Here is a 26,446-nt window from a genome sequence, read left to right as displayed (position 1 = left end):
TCGTTCATGTCCTCGGGTCAGTCGAGAACGGCCAGGTCCAGGCGGCTGAGGCGCTCGGGGTCGGCCAGGATGTCGATCTCCACGATCCGCCCGCCCGCCACCGTGAAGCCCAGCACCGAGAACGGCCGCCCCTCGCGGATGCCGACCACGCCCGCCGCGCCGTTGACCAGCGCCCGGCGGACCGTGCCGCCGCCCGCTCCCAGCCGGGAGAATGTCAGCGCCTGGTCGGCCACCGCCGCCGGGCCGTGGACCTCCACCGAATCGCCGGCGGCACCGCGGTCCGCGCGCAGCACGACCTCCGGGTCGAGGACCGACACCAGCGCGTCGAAGTCGCCGCCGCGGGCCGCCGCCAGGAAGGCCTCGACCACTTCGCGCTGCCGGGCGAGGTCCGGGTCCGGGGCCACCGGCGCGCCCTGGACGCGGCGCCGGGCGCGGCTCGCCAGCTGGCGGGTCGCCGCCTCCGACCGGCCGACGATCGGCGCGATCTCCTCGAACGGCATCGCGAACATGTCCCGCAGCACGAACGCCAGCCGCTCGCCCGGGGTGAGCGTGTCGAGCACGACCAGCAGCGCGAGGCCGACCGAGTCCGCCATCAGCGCCTCGTGCTCGGGCCCGGCGTCCTCGCGGCTGACGATCGGGTCGGGCACCACGACGTCCCACGGCTCCTCACGCCGAGCCTTGCGCGAGCGCAGCATGTCGAGGCAGACGCGCCCGACGACCGTCGTCAGCCAGCCGCCGAGGTTCTCGACCGCGGCCGAGTCGCTCCGGCTCAGCCGCAGCCACGACTCCTGCACGGCGTCCTCGGCCTCGCTCAGCGAGCCCAGCATCCGGTAGGCGACGGACCGCAGGTGGCTGCGGTGGGTCTCGAAGCTGCGGGCCAGCAGATCGTCGTTCACGAGTCGGTCCTTTCGCGGGTCGTCACCACCTTGACGTATCCCGCGCCGAGTATGTGACAGGTCTGACGACTAAGTCCCGATGAGCGGCATCTTCCCTTGACGTCTGATATATGACCACATAATCATCGGACCTCTCCGACGAAGGAGCGGCCCATGAGAGTCCGAGCCTGCCTCGCCGCGGTCATCGTGCTGCTGGCGACCCTGGTCACCCCCGCGCACGCCGAGCTGTACCACCCGCGCCAGGACTGGCTGCGCGCGTCGACGGCCGGCCTGTTCCTGCACTGGGGCATGTTCACCGCGCCGCGGCACACCGACTGCGCCGCCTGGGAGCACGACGTCACCGCCGGCGGCTGGACGCCGGACTACTGGATCGACGAGGCGACGAAGCTCGGCGCGTCCTACGTCGTCCTCACCACCTTCCACAGCCGGCTGGGCTACGCGCGGCCGTGGCCGTCGAAGATCCCGGGCAGCTGCTCGACCCAGCGCGACTTCCTCGGCGAACTGATCGCCGCGGGCAAGGCCAAGGGCGTCCGAGTGATGCTCTACATGACCGACGATCCCCAGTGGCACAACGAAACCGGCCACGAGTCGCTCGATTCGGCCGCCTACTCGGCGTACAAGGGCCACCCCGTCGACCTGACCACCCGGCCGGGCTTCGGCGAGTACAGCTACGACCTGTTCGACGAGGTCATGGACCGTTACGCCGACCTCGCCGGGTTCTGGATCGACAACGACAACGAGTACTGGGAGCAGCACGGGCTCTACGAGCACATCCGCGAGAAGCGGCCGTCGATGTTGCTGAGCAACAACAACGAGGACACGCCGATCATGGACACGGTCAGCAACGAACAAAAGACCGGCATGACCCCGTCCTACGACTACCCCCAAGCGATCTACACGCCGATGCCGCGGCTCACCGAAGCCGACTACAAGCTGCCGACCAACGGCGACTGGTGGTACAGCGGCGGCGACCAGGCCGTCGACTTCCGCCTCTCCACCGGCCGCTACATCACGAACGCGGGCTCGTCGATCAAGTCGCTGATGGCCGAAACCGCCATGCTGAACGGGAAGTTCCCGCCGCAGCAGGAGGCGTTCAACAACTTCATGGCGTCCTGGACGCAGCCGATCAAGAAGACCCTGGAAGGCACCGAAGGCGGCGGCTACATGTACGGCGGCATGCAGCCCGGCTTCTGGAACGACGGCGCCCACGGCGTCATCACCCTGAAAGGACAGACGCAGTACGTGCACGTCGTGACGCGGCCGTCGACGAACCTGGTCCGCTTGCGTGACAACGGCTATCGCGTCACCCGAGTGTCCGATGTGCGCACCGGCGAGCCGATGCGGTTCGCCCAGTCCGGCGGCTACCTGTCTATTCTGGACATCAAGGACTGGGACACCTACGACACCGTGTTCGAAGTGGACACCGCCGGACAGCAGTACTTCTACGACAAGAGCACGATCAAGGCGACCGCGTCGGCGTCGGCACCGGGCCACCCCGCGTCGAACCTCACCGACGGCAGCTACCTGAACTACTGGGACGCGGGCGGGCAGCAGCCGGTGTCGGTGACGCTCGACCTCGGCAAGAAGCGGTCCACGGCGTACCTGGCGGTGCACGAGCGAGAGTCGTCGCCGACGGCCGCACGCGAATCTTTCGGTCGCGCCGAAGATTCCGCGCGGATCAAGGACTACCGCGTCTACGCCGGCGACGACGGCAAGAACTGGCGCTCTGTGCGCACCGGTGCCCTGCCGAGCACCCGCGGCGTCCAGTTCGTCGACGTCGGCGAGGTGCACGCGCGCTACCTCAAGCTCGAGGTGCTGAACACGTGGTCGGGCCCGCAGGCCAAGCCGTTCTTCCACCAGCTCGCGCTCGACGAGATCGACGTCGCCTATGGCTACCCCGACCCCCGCGGCGAGGTGCCCCTGGAGGCGGAGTCGTGGCGCAACGGCTTCGAGGGCAAGGCATCCCCGGTGTGGTGCGAGGCGTGCTCGGGCACGGCCGCGGTCAGCGGCCTCGACCGCGGTGCCGTCGTCTTCCGGAACGTCCAGGCCGCGGGTCCGTCCCAGCTGCAGCTGGACACGGCCGGGCCCGGAACGCTGTCGGTGAGCGTGAACGGCGCCGCACCGATCACCGTGAACGCTCCGGCCGCGATCCCCGTGCCGCTGAACCCCGGCGGCAACACGATCAAGGTGTCCGGCACGACCGCCCTCGACCGGATCGCGGTGGCACCGCTGCCACCCGAGTCGTACACGCCGAAGACGACGTTGACCGTGGAACCCGCCGGCGTGCAATGGGTTTCGCCCGGCCGGCAGTCCATAAAGGTCGCCGCGTCGCTGCGGCTCGACGTCGACGACCCGGTCGGCCAGGTGTCGCTGGCCCCGGTCGTCCCGGCGGGCTGGACGCTCGAGGGTGCCCCCGTGACCGCGGCGAACCTGCGGCTCGGCCAGGTCCTCAGTGGATCGTGGACGGTGACCGCCCCGGCCGCCCAGGACGTCACCATCCCGGTGACGGCGAACTTCACCACGCTCGGGCGCGCGAAGTCGGTCAGCAAGCCGGTGCAGGTGAAGCCGCGCCCGGCCGGCCGCGTGTTCATGCGGGAGGCGGAGGACTCGGCCAACGACATCGGCGACGCCGGCGTCACGAGCTGCTCCCCGTGCTCGGGCGGGCAGAAGGTGCGCAACATCGGTGGCAGCGCGGGTGCCGCGGTGACGTTCCCGGACGTCGTCGCCGGCGCGGCCGGTCAGTACACCCTGTACCTCGACTTCACCGTCAACGGCGACCGGTCGTACTTCGTGTCGGTCAACGGCGGCGCGCCGGTGGAGGTCAAGGTGAGCGGCGCCGGCAACAGCACGCCGTACACCACTTCGGTCCCGGTGACGCTGACCGCGGGCGCCAACGCGATCCGGATCGGCAACGACCGCGCGGGGGCTCCGGATCTGGACCGGATCTCATTGGGTTAGCTCGCGCAGGACCCGGGCCGGATCGATGTCGAGCGCCCGGCCCGGGTCGCCACCCGCCGCGCTCCAGGCGACGGTCACCCAGAGCTCGGCGTAGTCGCCGCGTTCGACGGCCGGCAGCTGCCAGGTGAGCCGGCCGCCGGTCCGCTCGACGGCGTCGCCGCCCAGCAGCCGCGACCAGTACGGCGGCACGTGCTGCCCGGCTCGCGAGCACCGTCGCAGCACGTCGGCGCTGGGGCCGCCGACGCTCACCACCGCGTCGGCGGTCTCGGCGGTGAAGGCGCTTTCCCAGACGCGCGCCTCGACCGGCGCGCCGGTCAGCTCGGCCTGGACGACGAACTCGCCGACCGTCTCGCGGGCGAGCACGCGGAAGATCGTGGTCTCGCGGGTCACGCCGGGCTCCCCGGAGGCGGTGGCCCCGGAAAGCACGTCGAGCCGCACGGACCGGTGCCGCCACCGGCACAGCCGCGCGCCGGAGCCGAGTCCCCAGGTCAGCTCGGGTCTCGCGGGCACGTCCCAGCCCCCGGCGCGGACGGCGAACCGCACGTCCCCGAGCGGCGTGACGACGTCGAGCGCCCGCGAAGGCGCTTGCGAGAGGACTTCGGTGTCCAGCATGCAGACATCCTTACCCCGCGCGGGGACACGCGAAAATGCGCTGCACGAACGTCACCCGTCCGTGCAAGATCGGTCCCGTGAACAAGCTCCCCCCGGTCGGCGCGGTCGTCGACCACGACGGTCCGGTCGTCCGGACCCACTACGGCACGCACGGCGAGGTGAGCCACGGGCCGCTGCCCGAGCGCGATCTCGACGCGCTGGTCGCACGCCAGGTCGAGGCCTTCGCGCGGCGCAACGAGCCGATCGTCTGGCCGGTGTACGGCGACGCCCGGCTCGGCGAGGCTCTGCTCGCCGCCGGTTTCGAAGCGGAGCCGGCTCGGGCGGTGCTCGCCTGTCCGACCGGGACGGACACCACCCCGCTCCCCGGGATCGGGCACGACTGGGCCGGCCATCAGCGGGTGGCAGCGCTGGCCGCGGCGACGGGTCCGCACCGCCGTCCGTACGCCGAGTTCCTCGCCGACGCGGCCCACCTGAGCCAGTCTTCCGAAGTCGTCCTCGACGGCGATCGGGCGGCTTGGCTCGAGGAGATCGGCGACGCCATGGTCGTCGGCGGCGTGACCGACCCCGGCTTGGCCGCCACGCTCGTCGACCACGCCTGGGGCCGGTCCGAGGTGCGGTTCCTGCGCGCCGAGGTGGGTGGTCCCCTGCGTGACGCGTTCGAAGCCGCCGGAATGCGCGAGGTCACCACCGTCACCCGCTACCACCTGCCGTCGCCCGGCGAACCCGCCCGCGCCCGTCCGGTCCGCCGGTTGTTCTCCGAGCCCGAACACGACGACATCTGGGCGCGGTTCTACGAGAGGTTCGCCTTCCGCCCCGACACGCGCGAGTTCCCCGGCATCACCGAACCGGCGAACTCCGCGACCTGGTACGTCGGCGACGCCGAGGACACCGCCCTCGACAGCTTCCTCGCCACCATCCACGAAGGACTCCGCGAGTCCGTTGTGGACGGTGAAGAGCTGTACTGGCTCGACTGGCACCACGCCGGCTACCGCTTCGACCCCGCCCGGGTCGACGGCGCCGGACCGCGCTGGCCCGGTTTCACCTTCCCGGACGGGGACTACCACATCTACCTGACGCGCGACCTCCGCCTGGGCACCTTCGGGCACCCCTGGGAGGAAACGATCTGCGTCTTCGGCGACCTGCTCACGCGGATCGACGACGACCTGACCGCCGCGCTGGGCGAGCCGATCCGGCGCTCAGAACCCTGAGGTGCCGTTCGGCGTGCCCAGGCCGGTGGGCCCGTCGTACCCGGCACCCGCCGTGCACAGGTACGTCCCGCCGCAGCTGCCGTTCGAGCCGGACGTCACGTCGTACAGCCCGCCGGTGTGCGCGTACGGGTACGACCCGGACGTCACCGAGTTGCCCGCCAGCGCGTACACGCTCGCGATCACCGGCGACGACAGGCTCGTGCCGCCGACCTGCACCCAGCCGTCCGCGCCCTGGGCCAGGCCCAGCGCCAGCAGGAAGTCGCAGAACGACGAGCTGCCGCAACTGTTGTAGGTGTCGTAGACGCCGAGCCCGGTGGCCGGGTCCGCGACCGCCGAGACGTCCGCGACCGTCCTCTTGGCACACCCGGTGTCGTGCTGCCACACCGGTTTCGCCTCCAGCGCGGAACATCCGGAGCCGCTGCCGCTCCACGTCGTCTCGGTCCAGCCGCGCGCGGCGGTCGTCGACTTCTTCAGCGTCGTACCGCCGACCGCCGTGACGTACGGCGAGGACGCCGGCCAGCTCACGCCGTAGCCGGAGTCGCCCGAGGACGCCGTGACGGCGATGCCCGGGTGGTTCAGGTGGGCGTCCGCGGCCAGGATCGTCGAGTCCTCGGCGCCGCCGTAGCTGTTGGAGATGGCCACCACGCCCGGCGTCGCCGCGGCCGTGTCGACCGCCGTCATCAGCGGGTCGATGTCCGGGGAGTCGGCTTCCACCAACAGGATCTTGCAGTCCGGGCAGGTCGCGGACACCGCGTCGAGGTCGAGGCTGATCTCTTCCGCCCAGCCGTAGTCGGGCGCGGGCAGCGGGCTCGCCGCGCCGTTCTGGTTGACCTTCTTGAAGCAGCCGTTGGCCGTGGTGCACGGCGAAAGTCCCCGCGCGAAGCGGAACTTCGCGAGATCCGCCTCCGCCGTCGGGGCGTCCTGAGCGTCCACAATGGCCACCGTGCGGCCGTTGGCGTGCAGCCCGCCGAGGTTGTAGGCGGCCTGGATCTCGGCCGGGCCGTAGCCGACCGGCGTCGAGACGACCAGCGGCCCGTTGCCCTTCGGCGAGCGGATCGCCTTGCCGAGGCAGTGCATCTTGCCGGAGGTGGCACAGCCGAAGTTCACGACGCCGCCGCTCTGCAGCGGCGTGGCTTCGGCGGTCGAGGTGGCCACCGTCAGCGGGGCCGCGACGAGGGAGAGGACGACGAGGGACCGGAACAGCCGTGGAGGCGCCATTGCCTACTCCTCGGTAGGGGACGAGGTGTGGCACGGGATCGTCGCATGTCACCGCATCGGGGTCACCCGACAGAAGAAGGTTTCTCGGTTCAGTCATTCGCCCACCGTGACCACAATCCGACGAAGAGTGACGAACCGCTTCACCCGTTCGCGCATTGGTCCAGACAAGTGTTATCAAAAAGTAACTAAAAGCCCGCTGAGCGGGAGCTACTTTGTTGTGACTCGCAACAAATGGCTCGTGGATCCCCAACGGCGGAGGTGTCACGGCGTGAACCGGACCTTGGACAAGCTTCGACGGCACAGCCCAAGGCTGGCGCTCGTCGCGTCGGCGTTGCTGGTGGCGGCCGGGCTGAGCGCCCCCGCCGCCCTCGCGGCCGACGACTACACCCAGAGCGTCAGCCAGCTGAGCTCGACGCAGGTGCAGCTCAACTTCACCCCGACCACCCCGGCGCTGTACGTGGACGTCCACTACACCGGCGTCCCGGGCGTCGGCCAGCAGAACGTCCGGATGACCAACGGCTCCGGCACCTGGCGGTCCACCGTCAGCGGCCTGAGCAGCGGGAACGTCCTCGACTACTGGTTCACCTACGAGAAGAGCGGCCCGCAGTACGACACCCCGCACTTCAGCTACACCGTCGGCGGCGGCACGACGACGGTGGCAGCACCGACGTTCAGCCCGCCCGGCGGCACCTACTCGGCCGCCCAGACGGTGACGATCAGCAGCGCCACCTCGGGCGCGACCATCCGGTACACAGTGGACGGCTCGACGCCGACCGCGTCCTCGACGCTCTACAGTGGACCGATCAGCGTCCCGAACTCCCGCACGGTCAACGCGATCGCGCTCAAGTCCGGTTCGACGAACTCGCCCGTGTCGAGCGCGACCTACACGATCGGCACCCAGGCCGGCTGCCCGACGCAGTCCGACACCCCGAACTTCGGGCCGAACGTGCGGATCTTCGACCCGGGCATGTCCGCGGCGACGATCCAGGCGCAGCTGGACACCGACTTCAACAACCAGAAGGACACGCTGACCGCGCAGATGGCGGACCGGCGCGTCGCGCACCTGTTCAAGCCGGGCACTTACAACAACGTGCACGACAACGTCGGCTTCTACACCTCGGTCGCGGGCCTCGGCCAGAACCCGGGCGACGTCCTGATCAACGGCGACGTCACGGTCGACGCCTTCAACGCCTCCGACAACGGCGTCGCGCTGCAGAACTTCTGGCGCTCGGCGGAGAACATGGCCGTCAACCCCTCCGGCGGCAACGAGCGGTGGGCCGTCGCGCAGGCCGCGCCGTTCCGCCGGATGGACGTCCGCGGCGGGCTGCAGCTCTACCCGGCGAGCTACGGCTTCGCCAGCGGCGGCTACATCGCCGACACGAAGGTCGCCGGCCAGGCCGCATCGGTGTCGCAGCAGCAGTGGTACACCCGCGACTCGCAGCTCGGCAGCTGGAACGGCGGCGTCTGGAACATGGTCTTCTCCGGCACCAGCGGCGCGCCGGCCAACACGTTCCCGAACCCGCCGGAGACGACCCTCTCCACCACCCCGGTTTCCCGCGACGTGCCCTACCTCTACGTCGACGGCACCGGCAAGTACCGCGTGTTCCTGCCTTCTCTGCGCACCAACGCTTCCGGCCCGAGCTGGGCGAACGGCAGCACCCCGGGCACCTCGGCGCCGATGAGCCAGTTCTACGTCGTCAAGTCCGGTGACACGGCCTCGTCGATCAACAACGCGCTGGCCGCGGGCTGCAACCTGTTCTTCACGCCGGGCGTCTACCACCTCAACCAGACGCTCAACGTGACCAAGGCCGGTACCACCATCCTCGGTATCGGCTACCCGACCCTGGTGCCGGACAACGGCGTCAACGCGATGCAGGTGTCCGATGTGGACGGCGTGCGGCTCAAGGGCCTGCTCTTCGACGCGGGCACGACGAACTCGCAAGCTCTGCTCACGGTCGGCCAGTCCGGCTCGTCGGCGTCGCACGCCTCGAACCCGACGACGGTCCAGGACGTGTTCTTCCGGATCGGCGGCGCGATCGCCGGCAAGGCGACGAACAGCCTGATCGTCAACAGCGCCAACACGATCATCGACCACATCTGGGCTTGGCGGGCCGACCACGGCAACGCGGGCACCTACGGCTGGAACACGAACACCGCCGACACCGGGCTCGTGGTGAACGGCGCGAACGTGACGGCCACCGGCCTGTTCGTCGAGCACTACCAGAAGTACCAGGTGATCTGGAACGGCCAGGGCGGGAAGACGATCTTCTTCCAGAACGAAATGCCCTACGACGTCCCGAACCAGGCATCGTGGAACGCCCCATCGGGAGTCGCGGGGTATGCCGCCTACAAGGTCGGCGCGAACGTGACGTCGCATGAGGCGTGGGGTCTCGGGAGCTACTGCTTCTTCGACACGGACCCGGCGGTGTCCAGCTACCACGCGTTCGAGGTGCCGAACAACAGCGGCGTCCGGTTCCACAGCCTGCTGACGGTGTCGCTCAACTACCGCGGCACGATCACCCACGTCATCAACGACACGGGCGGGGTCACGCCTTCGGGCACCGTGCCGGTCAACGTGGTGAACTACCCGTAACCCGGGTGAACAGCGGCCTCGCACCGGTCCCGACCCGGTGCGGGGCCGCTTTTTTCACGCGATGTGCAGGACGGCGCCGGCGGCGTCGAGCAGGTCCTGGGTGAGCGGTGCGTACCGGTGGTCGGCGTCTTCCCGGGTGCGGCCGGCCGGGATGTCGGTGGTCAGCCGCCAGGTCTTCGTTTCGCGTTGCAGCGAGCCTTCGTAAGTATCGGGGTCCGGCTCGCCGAGGCCGAGCGCTTCGCTGTGGCCGAGGCTGCCGGCGATGAACGCGGACCGGCCGCCGAGCCGCGACGCGACGATCGCCCCCGCGCCGGATCCCAGGTGGGCATTGTGCGCGAACACGAACGTCCGGCCCGGGTGCGAAGCGTGGATGTCCAGGAGGTTCCGGGCCATGATGACCGCGCGGGCGCCCGCGAGCCGCGCGATCCTCGTGTCCCGGTCGCCGGGCAGCGCGGACGCGGCGTGGTAGCGCAGCAGGTCGAGCCCGGCGGTCGCGTGGATCCGCGCGACGCGTGCGGCCGGCTCGACGCGGGCGTCGAGGGCCATGAGGAGGTCGTCCGCGATGACCCGCAGTTCACGGGCCTCGGGTGACGCGCCGGGCGACGCGGCCGGGTCGAGGATCGCCTCGGACCGGCTCCAGCGTTCGTCGTCCCCGGTCAGGGCCGCGATGTCGACGCTCACGCCAAGGTGGTCGCGGGCGTGTTCGAGGTAGGCGCGCGGGCTGGGCGCGCTGAACATCTCCGTCGGGGCGTCGAAGCCGTGGAAGGTCAGCGGTTCGGCGGCGGTCTCGTTGTACTCACGCAGCCAGGCGAGCAGCTGCTGGTTGCCGGCCAGCTCGCCGAAGCCGTGCGAGAACCCGCCGTCGAGCGCGGCGACGCGGTCGGTCTCCAGCGCGATCGCCCGGAAGCCGTGCTCGGCGAGCCGGGCGAACAGCTCGTTGCGGACCCGCGCGAAGGCCGGTTCGAAGTGCGTCGGCTCGCCGAACGCGAGCAGTTCGGCGGTGAAGTCCGTGATGTCCATGTGGTCGAATCGTATCCTTGAACACTCCATTGAGACCTGCGGACCTCGCCCGTGAGCACGGCATCTCCACGCAGGCGGTCCGCAACTACGAGCAGGACGGCTTCCTCCCGCCTGCCGACCGCACAGCCAGTGGATACCGGATCTACACCGACGCCCACGCGTCCGCCCTGCGTGCGTTCCTGGCGCTGGTCCCCGCGTACGGCCACGCGACGGCCGGCGGGATCATGCACGCCGTCCACGACGACGACCTCGGCCGCGCCCTGACGCTCGTCGACCGCGGCCACGAGCAGCTCCTCCGCGACCGCGAAACCCTCAACGCGGTGCGGACAGCCATCAGCCATCTGACGACCGCGGCACCCGAGCCGGCCGCGACCGACTTTTCGATCGGCGAACTCGCCCACCGCCTCGCCGTCACGGCGGCGACCATCCGGGCGTGGGAACGCGCGGGCATCCTCGTGCCGCGCCGCAACCCCGCCACCGGCTACCGGGTTTTCACCGCGGCCGACATCCGGGACGCGGAGCTGACGCACCTGCTGCGGCGCGGCGGCTACCCACTGGAACACATCGCGACGGTGATCGGCCAGGTCCGCACCGCCGGCGGCACGGAGTCCCTCGTGGACGCCCTGGAAACCTGGCGGGAGAAGCTCACCGCACGGGGGGTGGCCATGCTCGACGCGGCGGGCCTGCTCGGCGCGTACCTGCGGTCACGGCCGTGACCTCGGGTGCAGCCGGTCGTACTCGAGCGCGGCCGAGTGCTGGGTGCGCACGGGCAGGGACTGCTCCTTCTCGTCGTCCTCGGTCTCGTGCAGGCCGAGCTGCACGGCTTGGCGGATCTGCTCGCGGTTGTCGCGCACGACGGCCGAGAAGAAGTCGTCGATCCGCGGGTCGACGAGCACTTCGAGCAGCACGCGGAACGACGTGTCGACGACCGTCCGCACGATCTCGTCGTGGAACGGCAACCGCTTGAGCTTCCCGAGCTGCGGGTCTTCGGCGATCTTCTCGGCGATGATCGTGCGCAGCTCGTCCTTGTTGGCGTTGAGGGACTTCGCGAGGTTTTCCGGGTAGTTCCCGGTTTCCAGCACCTTGACGACCTCGTCGAGCACGGCGATGGTCACCGGCTTCTTGATCGCCTTGACGATCGGCTCGGACAGCTTGTCGACGAGCCGGTAGGTGAACTGCTCGCCGACGGCCCGGTCCGCGGCCCGTCCGATCCGGATCAGCAGCAGCACGACCCCGACGAACTTGTGCGCGGCCGCCACGGGGTGCGCGAACGGGATCATGGCGAACAGCTCGTACCAGTTGCGCACGAGGAACTTCTTGGCCCACCGCCGTTTCCGCCACCGCCAGAGGAACTCGAGGAGGAACACCCCGCAGATCCCGCAGTCGACGTAGAAGATCACCAGGCCGGCGTCCCGCCCGGGCGGGCTCAGCAGCATGAACCCGAGCAACCCGACCGAACCGGCGGCGAGGACGAGCATGACCCAGTCGTCGGCCCGCACGTTCCCGGGCAGGACCCCGCTGTTGAGCTCCGGCTCACGGGTATCGCGAAGGGTGACCATGCCCGATGATGGCACGCACGGCCTTGATCAGCCGGTTCGCCGTCGTGTCGCGGACCAGGAGCTGCCCGTCCACGCCGAAGTGGGTCAGCAGGGCGTGCCGGACGAGCTCCCCCACCGGCTCCGCGCGCCGGACCCGCCGCGGCACGGGCGTCCGGGCGATCGCGACCTCGCGCAGGACGTCGGCGGCGGTGCCCGTCACGGCGTCGAGCGCGCCGGCGATCCCGGTGGCGCTGCGGCGGTCGCGCAACGCCGTGCAGACGCTCGTCAACACCATCGGGTGCCCGCCGCACCGCCCGACGAGCCGGCGCACGGCCGCGAGCTCGACGGGGTCCGCCGACCCGGCGATCTCGGTGTACAGCTCGGTTCCCTCGTCCTCGGTCAGGCCGCCGAGGTCGACGACCGGAGCCGGCCAGGCGGGGTGGCCGGAGCGGGTGGTGAGCACCGTCCGGACGTACGACGTCGGCATCACCAGCTCGTCGAGCACGGCGGCCGGCAGGTCCGGCGGGACGTCGTCGATGACCCACAGCTGCGGCTTCCGCGCGGCTTCGAGGTGCCGCGCGACCAGGTCGCGAACCTCCTCCGGGGACCGGTCGCCGACGTCGGCGCCGAGGTCCGCCGCGATCATGCGGATGTGCGCGTGGAACCGCGCGAGCGCGCCGGCGGGGTCGTCCGCGCCGGCCAGGTCGAGCCACCGCACGCCGCCGGGGAAAGCGTCCCGGAAGAGGAACGCGTACTGCTCGGCCAGGCTGGTCTTCCCGAGGCCGGCGGGGCCGCGCACGACGGCGAGCGCGGCCGACGTCCGCGGCGTGGTGGCCGGCAGGTCGCGCGCGTGCAGAGCGCTGTGCACCGCCCAGAGCTCGCGGTACCGGCCCACGAACCGCCGGGGCCGCAGCAGCCGGGGCAACAGTGGCGCCGTGCTGGGCACCGCGCCCAGCGGGGTGTCCGCTTCCCGGCTCATCTCGGCGACCCGCTCGGCGATGCGGGTCAGGTCCCGCTCGGTGCGCGGCCGACCGAAGTACGCGGCGTCGGCGAGTTCGACCGGGGCGATGTGGTTGCCGTCGGGCTCGGGGTTGACCACGAGCACCCGGCGCCGGGGATCGCCGAAGCGCTGCGCCGCGAGAAAGGCGGAAGTCAGTTCCCATTGGCACGCGTACCGGGTCGGGAACCGGCGTGAATAGTAGGCGAGCAGCACCTTCGACTCGGCGAGCGCGGAGACGAGCTTCTCGGTGACGCCGTCGAACCTGTCGATTCCCCGATCCCGGAATACCCGCAGCCCGGCGGCGCGCAGAGCGCTCTCGAGCGCGTTCACCTCGGCGGTGTCCGACCAGGTGAAACTGAGGAAGACGTCATGGGGGCGCATCGAACCTCCTCGCGGTTTACGGCGCCTCGCCGAAAGGATTCTTTCCGCGGACGTCGCCGCATTAGCGCGACACGTTACCGGCGCCACGCCTCTTGACCGGATCGTCACCGGTTCAAAAGCGACCGGTGAAATTCGCCGGAAAAGACGTCAGCCGGCCGGAGTGGGAAGTGTCGTGGTTTTGTCGTGTGTCCGGTGCGGATTTCGGGCGCCGGATACGGCATTCTGAAAGAAGACGCACGCGAGGAGAAGTATGACGCGGTCAGCCGGCCGGCTGCCAGCCCACCCCGTAGGACCGGGCGGGCTGGAGGCCGTGGAACTCGGTGCGCACTTCGCCCGCGCTGTCGAGGAACAGGGGCTTGCGGGGCGGCACCGGATCGCCCGCGTCCTTGGAGAGGTCGCCGTCGATGCGCCAGATCCGCTGCGGCGGCTCGGTCCGGTCGAACCGGACGTTGAGGTCGAAACTGTCGCACGGGAATTCCGGCGTGCAGCAGTAGAACGGCACCGGCAGCTCGTCGAGCCGGATGCGGAAGAAGAATTCGTGCTGGTCACCGGCGTCCAGCGGGCGCGGCGGCCGCAGCCGGAACGCCACCCGCGTCGAGGACGCCAGCCGCACGGAATGCACCTCGCCGCCCGCGACGACGTCGATGCCGAGCCGGGAGAGGTCCGGCGGGGCGGTCGTGCTGGCGGGCCGCGCGAGGGAGACGCCGTGCTCGATCTCCTCGAGCCCGGCGACGTGGCTGACGATGCGCCGGGTTTCGAAGACCTCGGCCGCGGCCCCGGTGAGGGTCAGCCGGACCGCCAGCGTCTTCGTGTGCCACGGGTCCCGGCTGTCCGGCGGCGCACCGCCGAACTCCGCCGGCGACTGGTACGCGGTCTCGGCGATCAGGTAGAGGACGTCGTCGGCCCGGCGCTGCATCGTGCGGACGTTGCGGTCGGCGCCGCTGCCCAGCAGTTCGAGGCGCGCGGTGTAGCGCTCGTTCGCGCCGGTGCCGAAGCCGAGCACGATCCGCGCCGTTTCCCGCTGCGGCGCGGGCAGCTTTTCGATCAAGGACACCAGCGTGGCGACGACTTTCGCGCGGACCGTTCCCGGCGCGTCGTCATCGTGGACCCCGCACACCTCGCGCAGTGCTTCGCCGACGTTCCCCGGCAGGTTCTTCGCTTGGACGCCCAGGCCTTTGCGAAGCAGTTTCAGCTCCGTTGAGAGAGCGTTGATCTTCGCTTCGGCCGACTCCTGAGCCAAGCCGCACCTCCGTCCTGGTCGCTGCGGCGAAGTGTACTCATGGTGCGCCGCCGCGGCCGCGCCGTCACCCGTTTCCAGCCGGTTTCCGGAACCGGGAAACAGCGCAGGCCGATGCGGTAGCCGCGGTTTCCCCTTGGCCGGCAACGGGAAACTCCTGTTCGCGCCGGATTCACCGGGTGATGCTGGTTCCGCCGAAATCGTTTCGGCAAAACCAGGAATCCGACGCGAAAGGGGAAAGCGATGCACACGCACATCGTCATCGTGCTGGGCCAGCTGGTCTCGCTGCTCGGCTGACCAGGAACCGGCCGGCGGGCCCGGGCCGCCGGTCACACCTTCCCCCCGTTCGCCGAATACAGGATGATTACCCGATGCCGGACTTTGGAGCGGAATTGAAACGTCGACGGACGTCGGTCGGCATGTCCCTGACCGGACTCGCGGCGGCTGTGCATTTCACCAAGGGCTACTTGAGCAAGGTGGAGAACGGCAAGGCGCGGGTGAACCGCGAGCTGGCCAAGGCCTGCGACGTGGCGCTCGGCGCCGACGGCGCGCTGCTCTCGCTCGTCACGGAAGCCGGAACGCCCGCGCGGCGCAGTGCCGGCGGGATCGCCGGGCTGCCGCACGCGGGCCGGTACTTCGTCGGCCGGGAAACGGAACTCGACGCGCTGTCCGCGCGGCTGCTCGACCCGGACGACGCCCGGGTCGGCGTGGTGCACGGCATGGCGGGTGCGGGCAAGACGGCGCTGGCCGTCGCCGCGGCCCGGCGCGTCGAGAGGTCCTTCCCGGACGGCTGCCTCTTCTTCGACCTTCGCGGGCACACGCCCGGCGCGGCCGAGCTGTCCGCCGGTGAGGCGCTGGGCCGGCTGCTGCGGCTGCTGGACGTCTCGGCCGACCAGCTGCCCGCCGACGAGGACGGCCTCGCCAACCTGGTCCGCGACCAGCTGCGCGGCCGCCGGATGATCCTCGTGCTGGACAACGTGCGCTCGGCCGAGCAGATCCGCGCGATCGTGCCGGGCGAGACGTCGTCGCGGATCCTGGTGACCAGCCGGGGCCGGCTCCCCGCGCTCGACGACGCCTGGCACTTCCCGGTCGACGTGCTGCCGCTGCCCGACGCCGTGCGGCTCCTGCGTTCGGTCGCGGGTTCGCACGCACCGGACGACGAGGGTGTCGCGACCGAGATCGTCCGGCACTGCGGGCAGCTGCCGCTCGCCGTGCGCATCGTCGCCGCCCGGTTCGTCGCGGGCGGCTGGACGGCGGCGCGGCTGCGCGACCGCCTCGCCGACGAAACGACCCGCCTCGGCACGCTCGACGACGGCGAGCGCAGCGTCGCGACGGCGTTCACGGTTTCCTACGAATCCCTGCCCGGCGACCAGCGGCGGTTGCTGGGTTTGCTCGCCCTGCACCCCGCGACCGCGGCGGAGATCGCGGCGGTCGAGGCGCTGGCGGGCCTCGGTCCCGGCGAAGCGGACCGGCTGGTCGACCGGCTGCACGACGCCCACCTGGTCGTCCGCGACGAGCGCGGGTACGTCGAGCTCCACGACCTGATGCGGATGTTCGCGTCGACGCACGCGCTGCCCGGTGTCGAGCCAGAGGATCGCTCGTCGGCGATGGGCCGGCTGGTCGACCACGCCCTGGCGACGACGGTGGCGGCCGACGAGCTGGCGGAGCCGTACCGCTTCCGCCCACCCACCGGCCTCCCGGCAGCTTCCGGCGTCCCGTTCACCGACGCGGACGGCGCGCTCACCTGGCTGGCCGCGCAGTGGCCGACGTTGGTGGAGATCGTCGATTCCGCGTTCCGCCACGGGTTTCACGACCGCTGCTGGCAGCTCGCGTTCGTGCTCCGCGCGTTCTTCTTCCGCGAGAAGCTGTTCGAGCCGTGGATCCGCACGCACGAGCGCGCCCTCGAGGCGACGCGCGCGATCGGCGACCTGAGCGCGACCGGTATGATCCTCAACAACCTGGGCATGGCCCACGTGGAGTCGGGACGCGTCGACGAGGCGATCGGCTTCCACGAGCGGGCCCAGGAGTGTTTCGCCCAGGCGCGCGACGACCGCGGCGCGATCGACGCGCTGTCCAGCTTGGCGTGGGCGCGTTTGTACCGCGGCGAGGCGGAAGCGACGTTGACGGATTTGACGACGGTGCTGGCCGTTTATCGCCGGACCGGGCGGACGCGCAATGTGGTCATCGCATTGCGGGGAATCGCGCTCGCTTCGACGGTGCTGGGGCGGTTTCCGGCGGCATTGGCGAGTGCGCAGGAGGCCGTCCAGCTCGCTCAGTTACCGGTGGATCGGGCGATGTCGGTCAATTGCGAGGCCTGGGTGCGGTTCCGCGCGGCACAGTGGGCGGACGCGGAGAGCGGGTATCGCCGCGCGGCGGAGCTGGCGGACGACGCGGGGAGCGAGTACGAGCGGGCCCGGGCGTTGACGGGGTTGGGCAACACGGCGGCCGCCCGAGGGGATCGCCAGGGGGCGGCTCGCCGGTGGACGGAAGCGGCGGCTTACCGGGTCACACTGGATCCGAGGGTGCTCGGGGAGGCGGAGTACCGGGATCGAGCGGCGGTCGCTTGAGGGTGAGGTGAGGGCCGGCGCTGCCGGTTGGCCGGCGGTTCGCCCGCCGGCCACCTGCCCGCCCGTCCGAACAACTTCACCCCCGAGGGCCCGCGGGTTTCCGCGGGCCCTCTTTCGTGCCACCCCGGGTTTCCCCGCGCAAGCCCGTTTCCGGCAACGGAAACACCTTCCCCCCGAGCCCGCGGAAGCGCACCATCAATACAGTCCCGAAATTCCGCGGCCACCGCGCGGAATCGCCGAAATCCCGTTGATCCGGGAAATCCTCCAGGAGCGAGTCATGATGGTCGTCTGTTCGTTTTCCGCCCTCGTCCGCGCCGCGCTTTTCATCGTCGCCGTGGCGCTCGTCGCCGGGGTTTCGCTCGCCGGCCCCAGCACCCCCTCCGGCACGCCCGGCCAGGGGCCCGCCGTGGCCACCTCCGAACCCGTCGAGCACTGACCTCAGGTGGCGGACAAGTGCTCCACCAGCTTGGCCAGCTGGTCGGCGTACCGCTCCACGAACTCCGGCGAGTCCGGCGCGGTCCGCGTCAGCCCCTCGGCCACGTGCGGCAACGTCACCGGGGCCATCGCCGCCGCCATCAGCAGCACCGTCAAGCACTCCGGGTCGACCCACGCGGGCAGCCGGCCCTCGGCCTTCATCGCCGCGATGCGCTCCACCGTCCCGGCCAGGCGCTGCGTCCTCGGCGCGTGGTCGGGATCCGACTCGGCGCCCTCGTACTCCAGGCCCGACCACGCCACCAGCCGCATCCCGTCGCGGCTCGACAGCGCGTGGCGCCGCACCTGTTCCGCCAGCGGCGTGTCCGGCGCGACCAGCTCGCGTTGCTGCTCGGTCCACTGGTCCGACAACGCCCGGTACAGGCCCTCTTTGCCGTCGAAGTAGTACGAAATCAGCTGCTGGTTCACGCCCGCGCGGCCCGCGATCGACGCGATCCGCGCGCCCGCGTAGCCCTTCGCCGCGAACTCCGCGCCCGCCGCGTCCAGGATCAGCCGGCGGGTGCGTTCCGGATCCCGTTGCCGCTCCTGGGGTTTCGGCGAACGGCGGGGCTTCGAGGCGGTCACGCCGCGACTATACGTCAACCAACCGCTTGACTCTGCGGAACAGACGGGTGACGGACCGGCAGCGCCGCCGTCAGCGCGAGAGCCAGCACCAGCACGCTCGCGCTCACCGCGAGCGCGCCGGCCGTCGCGGACGCGTACCCGGTGTCGAGCCTCGTGAAGAACACCGTGCCGAACAGCGCGATCCCGGTCGCCGTACCGAGCTGGACGGTGGTGTTCACGACGCCGGACACCACGCCCGCCTGGTCCGGCCGGATCGCCGCCATCGCCGAGCCGAACAGCGCGTTCAGCACCGCGCCCATCCCCAGCCCGACGCCGATCACCGGCCCCGCCAGCGCCCACCCGCTCAGCGCCGCGCCCTGCGATAGCACCAAAACGGCAACCCCGGCCAGGCTCGCCAGCAGCACCCCGACGGCGCCCGCGGCGAACGACCGCCCGAGCGCCGGCGCGAGCCGCATGGCCAGGACGTTGCCCGCGACGATCCCGAGCGTCGACGGCGCGAACGTCACCGCCGCTTCCCACGGCGTGAACCCCAGGCCCAGCTGCAGGTGCAGCGTCAGGACGAAGAACACGCCGACCCCGGTGTTGACGCAGAACAGCACCGTCTGACCGCTCGCGAGCCGCCGCACCAGGTCCGGCGGCACCAGCGGTTCGCCGCCGCGACGGGCCTGAAACCGTTGGTACAGCGCGAAAACCCCGAGCAGCGGGACGGCCGCCGCCGGCAGCACGACCGACCACCCGGGCCAGCCCAGCTCGCGGCCTTGCACCAGCGGGTAGAACACCGCGAACAACCCGGCGGTCAGCAGCGCGAGGCCGCCGAGGTCCAGGCGGTGCCGGAGGAACCCGGGCCGGCTCGGCATGGTCACCGCCGCACCGGCCAGCGCGAGCACGCCGATCGGCACGTTCACCAGGAAGATCGCGCGCCAGCCGGTGCCGAAGACGTCGGCCTGGGTCAGCGCGCCGCCGAGCAGCGGGCCGGCGAGCCCGCCGACCGGGAACGCGCCCGCGTACCAGGCCATCGCCTTCGGCCGCTCACGCTCGTCGAACTCCGCGTGGATGAACGAAAGCACCTGCGGCACCATCAGCCCGGACCCGACGCCCTGCACCACGCGCGCGGCGATCAGCACGCCGACGTGCCCGGCGAGACCGGCGGCCAGCGACGCCCCGGTGAACACGAGCATGCCCGCCACGAACAGCTTCTTCGTGCCGTGGCGGTCGCCCAGGCGGCCGCCGGTGATCAGCGTCAGCGCGAACCCGAGCGCGTAGCCGGCCGAAATCCACTGCAGCGCGGCGTCCCCGGTGCCGAGCTCCCGCCGGACGGTCGGCAGCGCCACCGCCACGATCTGGTTGTCGATCATGTCCACCAGGACGGCCAGTACCGCGACCGCCAGTGCCCACCACCTGAGCGCGTGCTTCCCCACGACGTCCCCCTTGCTCCACGAGCGAACTCGACGCAGCAAGCATCAACCAGTCGACGTACTCTGTCAACCAGTTGTTTGATTCAGTTCGTCAGCGGGATGATTATCAGCCTTCGAGCACCTCCCGCAGCTTGCGGGCGAACGCCTCGGGCTGCCCGGCGTAGCCGAACTCGCCACCGAGGAAACCGCCGTGGTGACTGGGGAAGACCGTCGCCTCCTGGCCGAGGCGGGCAGCGGTCCCGATGGCGGCGCGCCCGGTCATGACGTCGACGGACTCCTCGCCGACGGCGATCACGATCCGCGTCGGCGCCGCTTTCAGGGCGTCGACGTCGAGCTGGTAGGCGGAGACGGCCAGCGAGCGGTCGCTCATCAGCGGATCGTCGCGGCGGCCGTCGTCTTCGGTGGGCATGCCGAACTGGGCCGGGTCCGGCGCGGGCTGGGCGAAGTAGTCGTCGGTGAACTCGCCCTTCCACGAGGTCATGGCGATGAAGGCCGCCATGCCGGCGCCGAAGCCGCGCGCCTGGTAGGCGTCCCGGAAGGCCTTGCCGGCCCGTTCGGCCGCGTCGGCGTCGGACAGCACCCCGACGAGCGGCGGCTCGTGCGCGACGAGCGTGCGGACGTCTTCGGGGTGAGCGGTGACGAGCGCGAGCGCGGCGACAGCGCCCCCGCTGCTCCCGAACACCTCGACGGCGCCGACGCCGAGAGCTTGGATGACCCGGTGAAGATCGCCCGCCTGGGTGACGGGATCGTGGTCTTCCCGGCCGTCCTTGCGGACGCTGCGCCCGAGCCCGCGCGGGTCGTAGGTGACGACGGTCCGGTCGGGGAAGTAGGACGCCAGGGTGCGGAAACCGGTGGCTTCCATGGGTTGCCCGACCATGAGCAACGGTGGCCCATCAGCCGGGCCGTGGACGTCGTAGACGATGTCGGCCTCGGGTGTTTCCAGTGTGTGCGTGGTCATGGTGCCTCCCCAATTCGGACGTTGGGGGGAGCGTAAACGGGGGTACCGACAGTTTCGGGTGGTCGCGCGCCGTGGTGTCGATCCACGTGGGCGGGGCGTATGAGACCCCGCTGGTTGCCGAACCGCGCGCGGGGCGCGCCAACGCGCCTGGGCGCACTCGCGTCCACCGCAACAATGGCGACGAAGACGAGCGCAGAAAAAAGCTCAAGAAAAAGAATTGCGTTCCCGCACGAAAAACATCATCACCCACTCGGCCGAACGACGTCAACGCATTAACTGACCAGCCCGGTCCGGTACGCGTACACCACGGCCTGCACCCGATCCCGCAGGTCCAGCTTCGTCAGGATCCGCGACACATACGTCTTCACGGTCTCCTGGCTGATCACCAACGCGGCCGCGATCTCGCTGTTGGACAACCCGTCGGCGATCAACCGCAGCACTTCCAGTTCCCGGGGCGCCAACGCGACCTCACCGGAGGAAGCCGGCCGGATCCGCGCCGCGTACTTGCCCACCAGCCGGCGCGTCACCTCCGGGTCCAGCAGCGCCGCGCCGGTGGCGACCGTGCGGATCCCGTGCAGCAGCTGCGCCGGCGGGGCATCTTTCAGCAGGAATCCGCTGGCGCCCGCGCGCAACGCCTCGTACACGTACTCGTCGAGGTTGAACGTCGTCACCACCAGCACCTTCACCGGCTGCGCGACCCCCGCGCCGGCGAGCAGGCGGGTCGCCTCGATGCCGTCCAGGACCGGCATCCGGACGTCCATCACCACGACGTCGGGCCGCAACGAGCCGGCCAGGTCGATCGCCGTGCGCCCGTCGCCGCATTCGCCGACCACCTCGAGGTCGGGCTGGGCGTCGATGATCGTCGCGAAGCCCGTGCGGATCAGCGCCTGGTCGTCGCAGACCAGCACTCGGATCACTAGGCCCTCCCCGCCGGAATTCGGGCTGTCACGACGAATTCTCCCTCACGACGCTCAGCGGTGAATTCTCCGCCGAGCACGTCGACGCGTTCGCGCAGCCCCACCAGGCCCCGCCCGCTCCCCGGCAGCACCACCGGGCCCGCGGGGGCGCCCCCGTTTTCCACGCTACCGGACGGCACCGACAATTTCGGCGTCCCGGAAGTCACCTCCACGACGATCTCGCGAGCGCCGTGCTCCACGCGGACCTCGGTGCGGCTGCCGTGCGCGTGCTTGAGCGCGTTCGTCAACGCCTCCTGGACCACGCGGTACGCCACCGCCTCCGCACTCCCCGCCGCCGCGGGCGAACCGACCTCGGTGAACTCCACCGGCTGGCCCGCCCGCCGCGTCTGCTCGATGAGCGTCTCCAACGAGCCGGACGTCCGCGGCTCGGTGCCGTAGCCGGGGTTGAGCAGGTCCAGCAGGTGCCGCAGGTCGGTGATCGCCAGGCGTCCGGTGTCGGTGATCGCGCTCAGCGCCTGGTCGAGCCGCTCCGGCGCCGCCGTCAGATAACGCGCTGCTTCCGTCTGCACGACCATCGCCGTCACGTGGTGGGTCACGACGTCGTGGAGCTCGCGCGCGATGCGGGTGCGTTCGGCGGTCCGGGTCGTCTCGGCGACGTGGCGGCGGTGCTCCGCCTCCGCGGCGCGCGACTGCCGCAGCCACGCCCCGATTCCCCACGCGAGGGCGAGCGCGAAGTAGAACGTCACGAACCCGGTCCAACCCTCGGACGACCCGCGCGAGGCGAGAGCGACGGCGAGTGCCGCGTACGCCGCCGAAGCGCTGGCCACGGTCGTCCACCGGTACCGCGGCAGGTAAGCCGCCGCGCTCAGCAGCGCGATCGGCAGCGCGGAGCCGGAAACCGTGTGGTAGCCCCAAAGCTGGTCGACGGCGAAGCCGGCCGACACGAGCGCGAGGCAGCCGGCCGGCCACCGCCGGCGCAGGGCCAGCGGCAGGCACTCGACGGCGACCACCAGGAGCGCGAAGGCGTCCATGGGCCGCGTCGGCAGGTTGCCGACCTGGGTGCCGTAACCGCCGAGGGCCGGGATCAGCGCCAGGCCGGCGAGCAGCAGGCCGAACGCGAGATCCCGGACCGTGACGTCGAGCCGCCGCCAGAGGTCGATCACGCGACGACAGTAGCGGCGTCGGTGGTGCGCCCGCGAAGGGGAACGATGTTCCCGCGTCGCCGGGCGAGGACCATGAAGACGGCCGTCGTGATGACGCCGGCGACCACCGAGTAGATGCTCGCCTCGGGCCCGAACTCGCCGCCGGTGAGCGCGGCCGGGCCGGACGTGACGGCGTCGAGCAGGCCCTGGGGAGCGTCGGTGCCCGAGACCCCGGTGCCGAAGATCCCGCCCTCGGCGAAGTTCCACGCGAAGTGCAGCCCGATCGGCAGCCAGAGGGTCCGGGTGGCGGCGTAGGCGGCGGCGAGCATGCCGCCGGCCTCGACGGCGATCGCGAGGGCGCCCCAGATCGTGGCGTGGGCGTTGAAGAGGTGCGAAAGCCCGAACAGCACGCCGGTGAGCGTCAACGCGAGCCAGGTGCCGGTCCACCGTTCGACGAACCGGAAGAGGATGCCGCGGAAGAGGAGCTCTTCGGTGACGGCGGCGGCCGCGCTGAACCCGAACAACGCGAGGGCCCCGCCGATCGACCCCCAACCGAGCACGTCGTAGCCGCCGACGAGCGCGATGTTCCCGATGACGCAGGCGAAGAGCCCGAACCCGATGACGAGCCCCCGCCCGAGAGCGCCGTTGTCCTTGGCGATTTCCGCCGGCACGCGGTGTTCGGTCTTGCGGACGATCCACCGGTAGGCGACCACGGCGAGGGCGGCGCTGCCGAGCCCGAGAACGAGGGTGAGCGGGGTGTTCCACTGCACGGCGCTGACGGCGAGGCTGCCGGCGAGGGCAACGACCGCGACGGTCACGAGCTGCGAGAACAGTCGCACGACGACTCCTTAGCGAGAACCCCCGGCGGGGTGCTGGGGACGTGGAGAACGCTAGGGATTTCGGAGCCGCGGAACGTCACCGCGGAGTGGACAGTTGTGAGTAGCTCGCGCGGGGGACAAAAACTTCAGGGCCGGAAGCGCGCACGCTTCCGGCCCTGAACCTGGGGATGGGGAACTACTTGCCCAGCATCTTGGTGACCGACTCGAGGGTCGCCGGGCCGTGCTGGGTGACCGGGGCCGTTACCGCGCTCGTGCTGTAGCGGCCGCCCTGGTTGAGCGGGGTGCTCCCCGCCAGCTTGGTCAGCCCGGTGAGCGATGCCAGCTGGGTCACCCCACCCAGCTGCTGCGTCGGGAGCAGGCTGCCCAGCAGCGGGAGCCCCGTGTCCGCGCGCTCGGACGTGGTCAACCCGTGCACGTGGGTGCCCGACGCCGGGTCGAGGGGCTGGGTCGAGACGGTTCCGTGCAGCGGCAGCCCGCCGCCGACCGGGGTGATCGTCGCCTGGTCGGACGCCGTGTCCGCCGTCGCCGTCAGCGGGACCGCGATCGGCAGGGACGGCACCTTGGTCGCCGTCAGCTCGCTGCCCAGCGGCGCGTTGAGGTCGTGCTCCGGCAGGTCGCCGCTGACCTCGGTGCTCGGCGCGACCTCCTGCTGGAACAGGTGCAGGGGCACCGTGTGCAGCAGCGGCGCGGGAGCCGCGGGAGCGTTGGTGGCCGGGGCCGCAAGCTGCTGGCTCGGCGCGTCGGTGACGGCCGCGGTGGCGGCTCCGGTGCCGACCAGCAGCAGGCCGCCGCTGACGAGGGCCACCTGCAGGGTTCGCTTCATCTGGATACGCATGGCAAATACTCCTCGGAAAAAGAAAATGGATTCAGGGAAATGAGCAGGCCGGAGCGCGGATCAGTCAGTCCGGCGTGACGCCGGGCTGGATTTCCGCCGCTGCCACGGCTCGGCTCCGCACGCCGTTCCGGCGGTGCGACGGCCGCGGGTGCACCGCGGCCGCTTCCTGAATCGCGTCACCGCAATTGCGGTCGTGGCCGGCGGTGAAACCGGCGCTGGCCGGCCCCACGCAAGACGGCGGCCACGATTGCCCGCTGTTTCCACGTGCACCCGGCTCGGACCGGTCATCGGCGTGCGACCGGCTGACGGCCGCCGCGCGAACCGGAATTGCCGGGGAACGGAAGGTGGATCGTTCCCGCTGGCCGCCGGGAGCCGGTGCGCTCGTGACGTCGTCCGCCACGGCGACAACGGGACCGGCGGACTTTTCGACGTGCTCGCGCGGGCCGGCGACCGGCGGAACCAGCGCCGCCACGGCGGTGCGCCCGACCTCGACGACGGTGGCCGGAACCGAGGCCACCACGCGGGTTGCGAGGCGGGCGGTGTGCGCGGCCGCTCCAGACAGCACGCGCACGCGGTCGACAGCGGTGTCGCGGGCCTGCCGCACCAAGGGAACCTCGCCGGCGGACGGCACGACACCCGCGGCGGCCGACGCGATCGGCCCGTCCGCGACCTCGGTGACGGTGCTGGCCGACGCCGTGGCCGTCAGCCACGCGATCGCGCAAGCCGCGACGGCGCCCCCGAGCACGACCAGCGCGCGCAAGAGGATCCGACCGGCATTCACCGGGTCGCCTCCCCGCCGCGTCGCACTCGTCACGATCCCGCCCGTTCACTTCGGCCATCGAATACCGCCCAACCATAACCACACGCCATTCACCACTCCCGCGTTACCCCCGGATTAGCACCGCGCCGACCAGTGATTACTCACCCGATTCAGCTACAACGCCATGGAATTTCGACCTTTTCCCGGAACACGATCGAGGGTCCCGCGCATGAATCGCGACCCCGGCGTGCACCCTCCCCACCGACGGCGCTTTCCCCCACGCCGTCGTTCCGCGTTTCACTCTCATCCGAGTCCGAGGAGATCCCCATGATCAAGAAGATCGGCCTGATCACCGCCGCCCTCGCCGCCGGCGCGTTCCTCTCCGGCGGGATCGCCTCCGCCGACACCCCCGGCGGCTACGACGACGACTTCGGCCAGGCGGGCCTGGTCAACCTCGACAACACCGAGGTCCTGCACAACACCAACGTGACGCCGGGCGTCTGCGGCAACAACGTCAACGTCCTGGGCGTCCAGGTCCCGATCCAGGACTCGCTCAACGGCATCGGCGTGCCGATCCTGTCCCCGGGAGAGCACGAGGCGGACGGCGACAACCCGGACAACTGCGCGGCGGGAGCCATCACCGACGGCGGCACCAGCCAGGGCAACTGAGGTTCGAATCAGTTGGGGGCGGGCCCCGGCCCGCCCCCGATTTCGGGCATCGCGAAGCGGGCCACGCCGGTGATCGCGACGAGCAGTTCCTCGACGCCGGCCGGCGTGAACTCCGTGATTTCGTACCGCGTGGTGGAATAGGCGTTGAGGAACGACGGAATCTCTTCCACGCGACGGCCCGGCAGCACGACGGGCAGGATCCGCCGGGTGGCCCCGGGCAGGTCCTGGGTGAGGTTGTCCCGGATCATCGCGGCCTCGAACTGCGCACCACGCCCCAGGTGCGGTACCTCGGCGCCCTCCGCCCGCCGTTTGTAGTCGGGCGACGCGATCACGAGCACGAAATCCGCTTCGGCGAGCTGCTCGATCGCCCACAGCGACCAATCGCGGCGACCGTCGTCGGCCCATTGGTCCAGCCGGACGTCGAGGCCCACGTCGGCGCGCAAGAACGTTGCGAACTCACGCACGAGGTCATAGTGCCGCTCGTTGTCGTGGGAATAGGTGATGAACACCCGGGGCGGCTTTCCCACGACCGGCACGCTGGGAGACGCGGGACGCGATTCCCTCGGCGGAGCGGCCGCTCGCCCGACGTCACCCCCGCGCACGGAACCGTGGACGGTACCGCCGAAG

Annotated in this window: 23 protein-coding genes; 7 read left to right on the top strand and 16 right to left on the bottom strand. The window is 71.0% G+C overall.

The genetic code is table 11. The annotated features are described in order from the left end of the window. Window positions 1-17: 17 nt before the first annotated feature. On the bottom strand, window positions 18-896 hold the full coding sequence (locus BLV96_RS21200; protein WP_086674535.1) for a sigma-70 family RNA polymerase sigma factor: 879 nt from the start codon (window positions 894-896) through the stop codon (window positions 18-20). A 153-nt stretch (window positions 897-1,049) separates the two neighbouring features. On the opposite strand from BLV96_RS21200, the gene BLV96_RS21195 reads away from it, so the two are divergent. After that, entirely contained in the window at window positions 1,050-3,854 is a 2,805-nt protein-coding gene (locus BLV96_RS21195) for an alpha-L-fucosidase (RefSeq protein ID WP_086674534.1), read from the top strand. Here BLV96_RS21195 and BLV96_RS21190 read toward each other — a convergent pair. Continuing rightward, window positions 3,843-4,466, bottom strand: a complete 624-nt coding sequence (locus BLV96_RS21190; RefSeq protein WP_086674533.1) for a hypothetical protein — start codon at window positions 4,464-4,466, stop codon at window positions 3,843-3,845. The two genes, BLV96_RS21195 and BLV96_RS21190, sit on opposite strands and share 12 nt — an antisense overlap. A gap of 77 nt (window positions 4,467-4,543) precedes the next feature. Here BLV96_RS21190 and BLV96_RS21185 point away from each other — a divergent pair, with 77 nt between their 5' ends. Next, complete coding sequence (locus BLV96_RS21185) at window positions 4,544-5,674, top strand: DUF2716 domain-containing protein (protein ID WP_244180361.1); 1,131 nt, start codon at window positions 4,544-4,546, stop codon at window positions 5,672-5,674. On the opposite strand, the gene BLV96_RS21180 is transcribed toward BLV96_RS21185, so the two are convergent. Then, on the bottom strand, window positions 5,663-6,892 hold the full coding sequence (locus BLV96_RS21180) for a S53 family peptidase (RefSeq protein ID WP_086674531.1): 1,230 nt from the start codon (window positions 6,890-6,892) through the stop codon (window positions 5,663-5,665). The genes BLV96_RS21185 and BLV96_RS21180 overlap by 12 nt on opposite strands. Window positions 6,893-7,160: 268 nt before the next feature. Here BLV96_RS21180 and BLV96_RS21175 point away from each other — a divergent pair, with 268 nt between their 5' ends. Continuing rightward, a complete protein-coding gene (locus tag BLV96_RS21175) occupies window positions 7,161-9,485 on the top strand; it encodes a chitobiase/beta-hexosaminidase C-terminal domain-containing protein (protein WP_086674530.1) in 2,325 nt (774 codons plus the stop codon). 54 nt (window positions 9,486-9,539) lie between these two features. Here BLV96_RS21175 and BLV96_RS21170 read toward each other — a convergent pair whose 3' ends face one another. Beyond that, complete coding sequence (locus BLV96_RS21170) at window positions 9,540-10,505, bottom strand: erythromycin esterase family protein (protein WP_086674529.1); 966 nt, start codon at window positions 10,503-10,505, stop codon at window positions 9,540-9,542. A 17-nt stretch (window positions 10,506-10,522) separates the two neighbouring features. Between BLV96_RS21170 and BLV96_RS21165 the strand changes: the two genes are divergently transcribed. Then, on the top strand, window positions 10,523-11,221 hold the full coding sequence (locus BLV96_RS21165) for a TioE family transcriptional regulator (protein WP_086674528.1): 699 nt from the start codon (window positions 10,523-10,525) through the stop codon (window positions 11,219-11,221). Here the strand turns inward: BLV96_RS21165 and BLV96_RS21160 are convergent. The 3 genes from BLV96_RS21160 to BLV96_RS21150 all read right to left on the bottom strand — a co-directional run bounded on the left by BLV96_RS21160 (window position 11,210) and on the right by BLV96_RS21150 (window position 14,664). Further along, window positions 11,210-12,064, bottom strand: coding sequence for an ion transporter (locus tag BLV96_RS21160; RefSeq protein WP_086674527.1), 855 nt, complete (start codon window positions 12,062-12,064; stop codon window positions 11,210-11,212). The two genes, BLV96_RS21165 and BLV96_RS21160, sit on opposite strands and share 12 nt — an antisense overlap. Continuing rightward, window positions 12,039-13,424, bottom strand: coding sequence for a tetratricopeptide repeat protein (locus BLV96_RS21155; RefSeq protein WP_086674526.1), 1,386 nt, complete (start codon window positions 13,422-13,424; stop codon window positions 12,039-12,041). The genes BLV96_RS21160 and BLV96_RS21155 overlap by 26 nt, the downstream gene beginning before the upstream one ends. Window positions 13,425-13,683: 259 nt before the next feature. Then, the gene (locus tag BLV96_RS21150) at window positions 13,684-14,664 is read right to left on the bottom strand and encodes a hypothetical protein (RefSeq protein WP_086674525.1); all 981 of its coding nucleotides are present in this window, start codon (window positions 14,662-14,664) and stop codon (window positions 13,684-13,686) included. Window positions 14,665-15,032: 368 nt separating this feature from the next. Between BLV96_RS21150 and BLV96_RS21145 the strand changes: the two genes are divergently transcribed. Beyond that, the gene (locus BLV96_RS21145; RefSeq protein ID WP_086674524.1) at window positions 15,033-17,228 is read left to right on the top strand and encodes a helix-turn-helix domain-containing protein; all 2,196 of its coding nucleotides are present in this window, start codon (window positions 15,033-15,035) and stop codon (window positions 17,226-17,228) included. A gap of 277 nt (window positions 17,229-17,505) precedes the next feature. Beyond that, a complete protein-coding gene (locus BLV96_RS49920) occupies window positions 17,506-17,664 on the top strand; it encodes a hypothetical protein (protein ID WP_158104105.1) in 159 nt (52 codons plus the stop codon). Window positions 17,665-17,666: 2 nt separating this feature from the next. On the opposite strand, the gene BLV96_RS21140 is transcribed toward BLV96_RS49920, so the two are convergent. From BLV96_RS21140 to BLV96_RS21105, 8 genes are all read right to left on the bottom strand, one after another. Then, window positions 17,667-18,284 (bottom strand): TetR/AcrR family transcriptional regulator, encoded by a 618-nt coding sequence (locus BLV96_RS21140; protein WP_086674523.1) that lies wholly within the window; start codon window positions 18,282-18,284, stop codon window positions 17,667-17,669. A 14-nt stretch (window positions 18,285-18,298) separates the two neighbouring features. Further along, window positions 18,299-19,702: an MFS transporter gene (locus tag BLV96_RS21135; RefSeq protein ID WP_086674522.1), complete on the bottom strand. Its 1,404-nt coding sequence runs from the start codon at window positions 19,700-19,702 to the stop codon at window positions 18,299-18,301. A gap of 103 nt (window positions 19,703-19,805) precedes the next feature. Further along, window positions 19,806-20,657: an alpha/beta fold hydrolase gene (locus tag BLV96_RS21130; protein ID WP_086674521.1), complete on the bottom strand. Its 852-nt coding sequence runs from the start codon at window positions 20,655-20,657 to the stop codon at window positions 19,806-19,808. A gap of 272 nt (window positions 20,658-20,929) precedes the next feature. Further along, a complete protein-coding gene (locus tag BLV96_RS21125; RefSeq protein WP_086674520.1) occupies window positions 20,930-21,574 on the bottom strand; it encodes a response regulator in 645 nt (214 codons plus the stop codon). Further along, window positions 21,574-22,737, bottom strand: a complete 1,164-nt coding sequence (locus tag BLV96_RS21120) for a sensor histidine kinase (protein WP_086674519.1) — start codon at window positions 22,735-22,737, stop codon at window positions 21,574-21,576. Before BLV96_RS21120 ends, BLV96_RS21125 begins: the two co-directional genes overlap by 1 nt. Beyond that, on the bottom strand, window positions 22,734-23,555 hold the full coding sequence (locus BLV96_RS21115; RefSeq protein ID WP_086674518.1) for a CPBP family intramembrane glutamic endopeptidase: 822 nt from the start codon (window positions 23,553-23,555) through the stop codon (window positions 22,734-22,736). The genes BLV96_RS21120 and BLV96_RS21115 overlap by 4 nt, the downstream gene beginning before the upstream one ends. A 175-nt stretch (window positions 23,556-23,730) precedes the next feature. Continuing rightward, window positions 23,731-24,390 (bottom strand): hypothetical protein, encoded by a 660-nt coding sequence (locus tag BLV96_RS21110; RefSeq protein WP_143051004.1) that lies wholly within the window; start codon window positions 24,388-24,390, stop codon window positions 23,731-23,733. 64 nt (window positions 24,391-24,454) lie between these two features. Then, a complete protein-coding gene (locus BLV96_RS21105) occupies window positions 24,455-25,171 on the bottom strand; it encodes a hypothetical protein (RefSeq protein ID WP_086674516.1) in 717 nt (238 codons plus the stop codon). A 306-nt stretch (window positions 25,172-25,477) separates the two neighbouring features. Here BLV96_RS21105 and BLV96_RS21100 point away from each other — a divergent pair, with 306 nt between their 5' ends. Continuing rightward, window positions 25,478-25,819: a hypothetical protein gene (locus tag BLV96_RS21100; RefSeq protein WP_086674515.1), complete on the top strand. Its 342-nt coding sequence runs from the start codon at window positions 25,478-25,480 to the stop codon at window positions 25,817-25,819. 8 nt (window positions 25,820-25,827) lie between these two features. Here the strand turns inward: BLV96_RS21100 and BLV96_RS21095 are convergent, their stop codons facing one another. After that, window positions 25,828-26,346 (bottom strand): SEFIR domain-containing protein, encoded by a 519-nt coding sequence (locus tag BLV96_RS21095; protein ID WP_244180357.1) that lies wholly within the window; start codon window positions 26,344-26,346, stop codon window positions 25,828-25,830. Window positions 26,347-26,446: the final 100 nt, after the last annotated feature.

The organism is Amycolatopsis pretoriensis (assembly GCF_900107925.1).
Classification (GTDB): domain Bacteria; phylum Actinomycetota; class Actinomycetes; order Mycobacteriales; family Pseudonocardiaceae; genus Amycolatopsis; species Amycolatopsis pretoriensis.
The sequence above is the reverse complement of the archived record's forward strand: the minus strand, read 5'-3'. Positions and strand labels throughout refer to the sequence as shown.

What these genes read in the sequence shown, in the direction of transcription:
- BLV96_RS21170 (WP_086674529.1), bottom strand. Translation starts at nt 10,505, where the DNA reads ATGGACATCACGGACTTCACCGCCGAACTGCTCGCGTTCGGCGAGCCG.
- BLV96_RS21145 (WP_086674524.1), top strand. Translation starts at nt 15,033, where the DNA reads ATGCCGGACTTTGGAGCGGAATTGAAACGTCGACGGACGTCGGTCGGC.
- BLV96_RS21100 (WP_086674515.1), top strand. Translation starts at nt 25,478, where the DNA reads ATGATCAAGAAGATCGGCCTGATCACCGCCGCCCTCGCCGCCGGCGCG.
- BLV96_RS21190 (WP_086674533.1), bottom strand. Translation starts at nt 4,466, where the DNA reads ATGCTGGACACCGAAGTCCTCTCGCAAGCGCCTTCGCGGGCGCTCGAC.
- BLV96_RS21130 (WP_086674521.1), bottom strand. Translation starts at nt 20,657, where the DNA reads ATGACCACGCACACACTGGAAACACCCGAGGCCGACATCGTCTACGAC.
- BLV96_RS21195 (WP_086674534.1), top strand. Translation starts at nt 1,050, where the DNA reads ATGAGAGTCCGAGCCTGCCTCGCCGCGGTCATCGTGCTGCTGGCGACC.
- BLV96_RS21155 (WP_086674526.1), bottom strand. Translation starts at nt 13,424, where the DNA reads ATGCGCCCCCATGACGTCTTCCTCAGTTTCACCTGGTCGGACACCGCC.
- BLV96_RS21160 (WP_086674527.1), bottom strand. Translation starts at nt 12,064, where the DNA reads ATGGTCACCCTTCGCGATACCCGTGAGCCGGAGCTCAACAGCGGGGTC.
- BLV96_RS49920 (WP_158104105.1), top strand. Translation starts at nt 17,506, where the DNA reads ATGATGGTCGTCTGTTCGTTTTCCGCCCTCGTCCGCGCCGCGCTTTTC.
- BLV96_RS21110 (WP_143051004.1), bottom strand. Translation starts at nt 24,390, where the DNA reads ATGCGTATCCAGATGAAGCGAACCCTGCAGGTGGCCCTCGTCAGCGGC.
- BLV96_RS21180 (WP_086674531.1), bottom strand. Translation starts at nt 6,892, where the DNA reads ATGGCGCCTCCACGGCTGTTCCGGTCCCTCGTCGTCCTCTCCCTCGTC.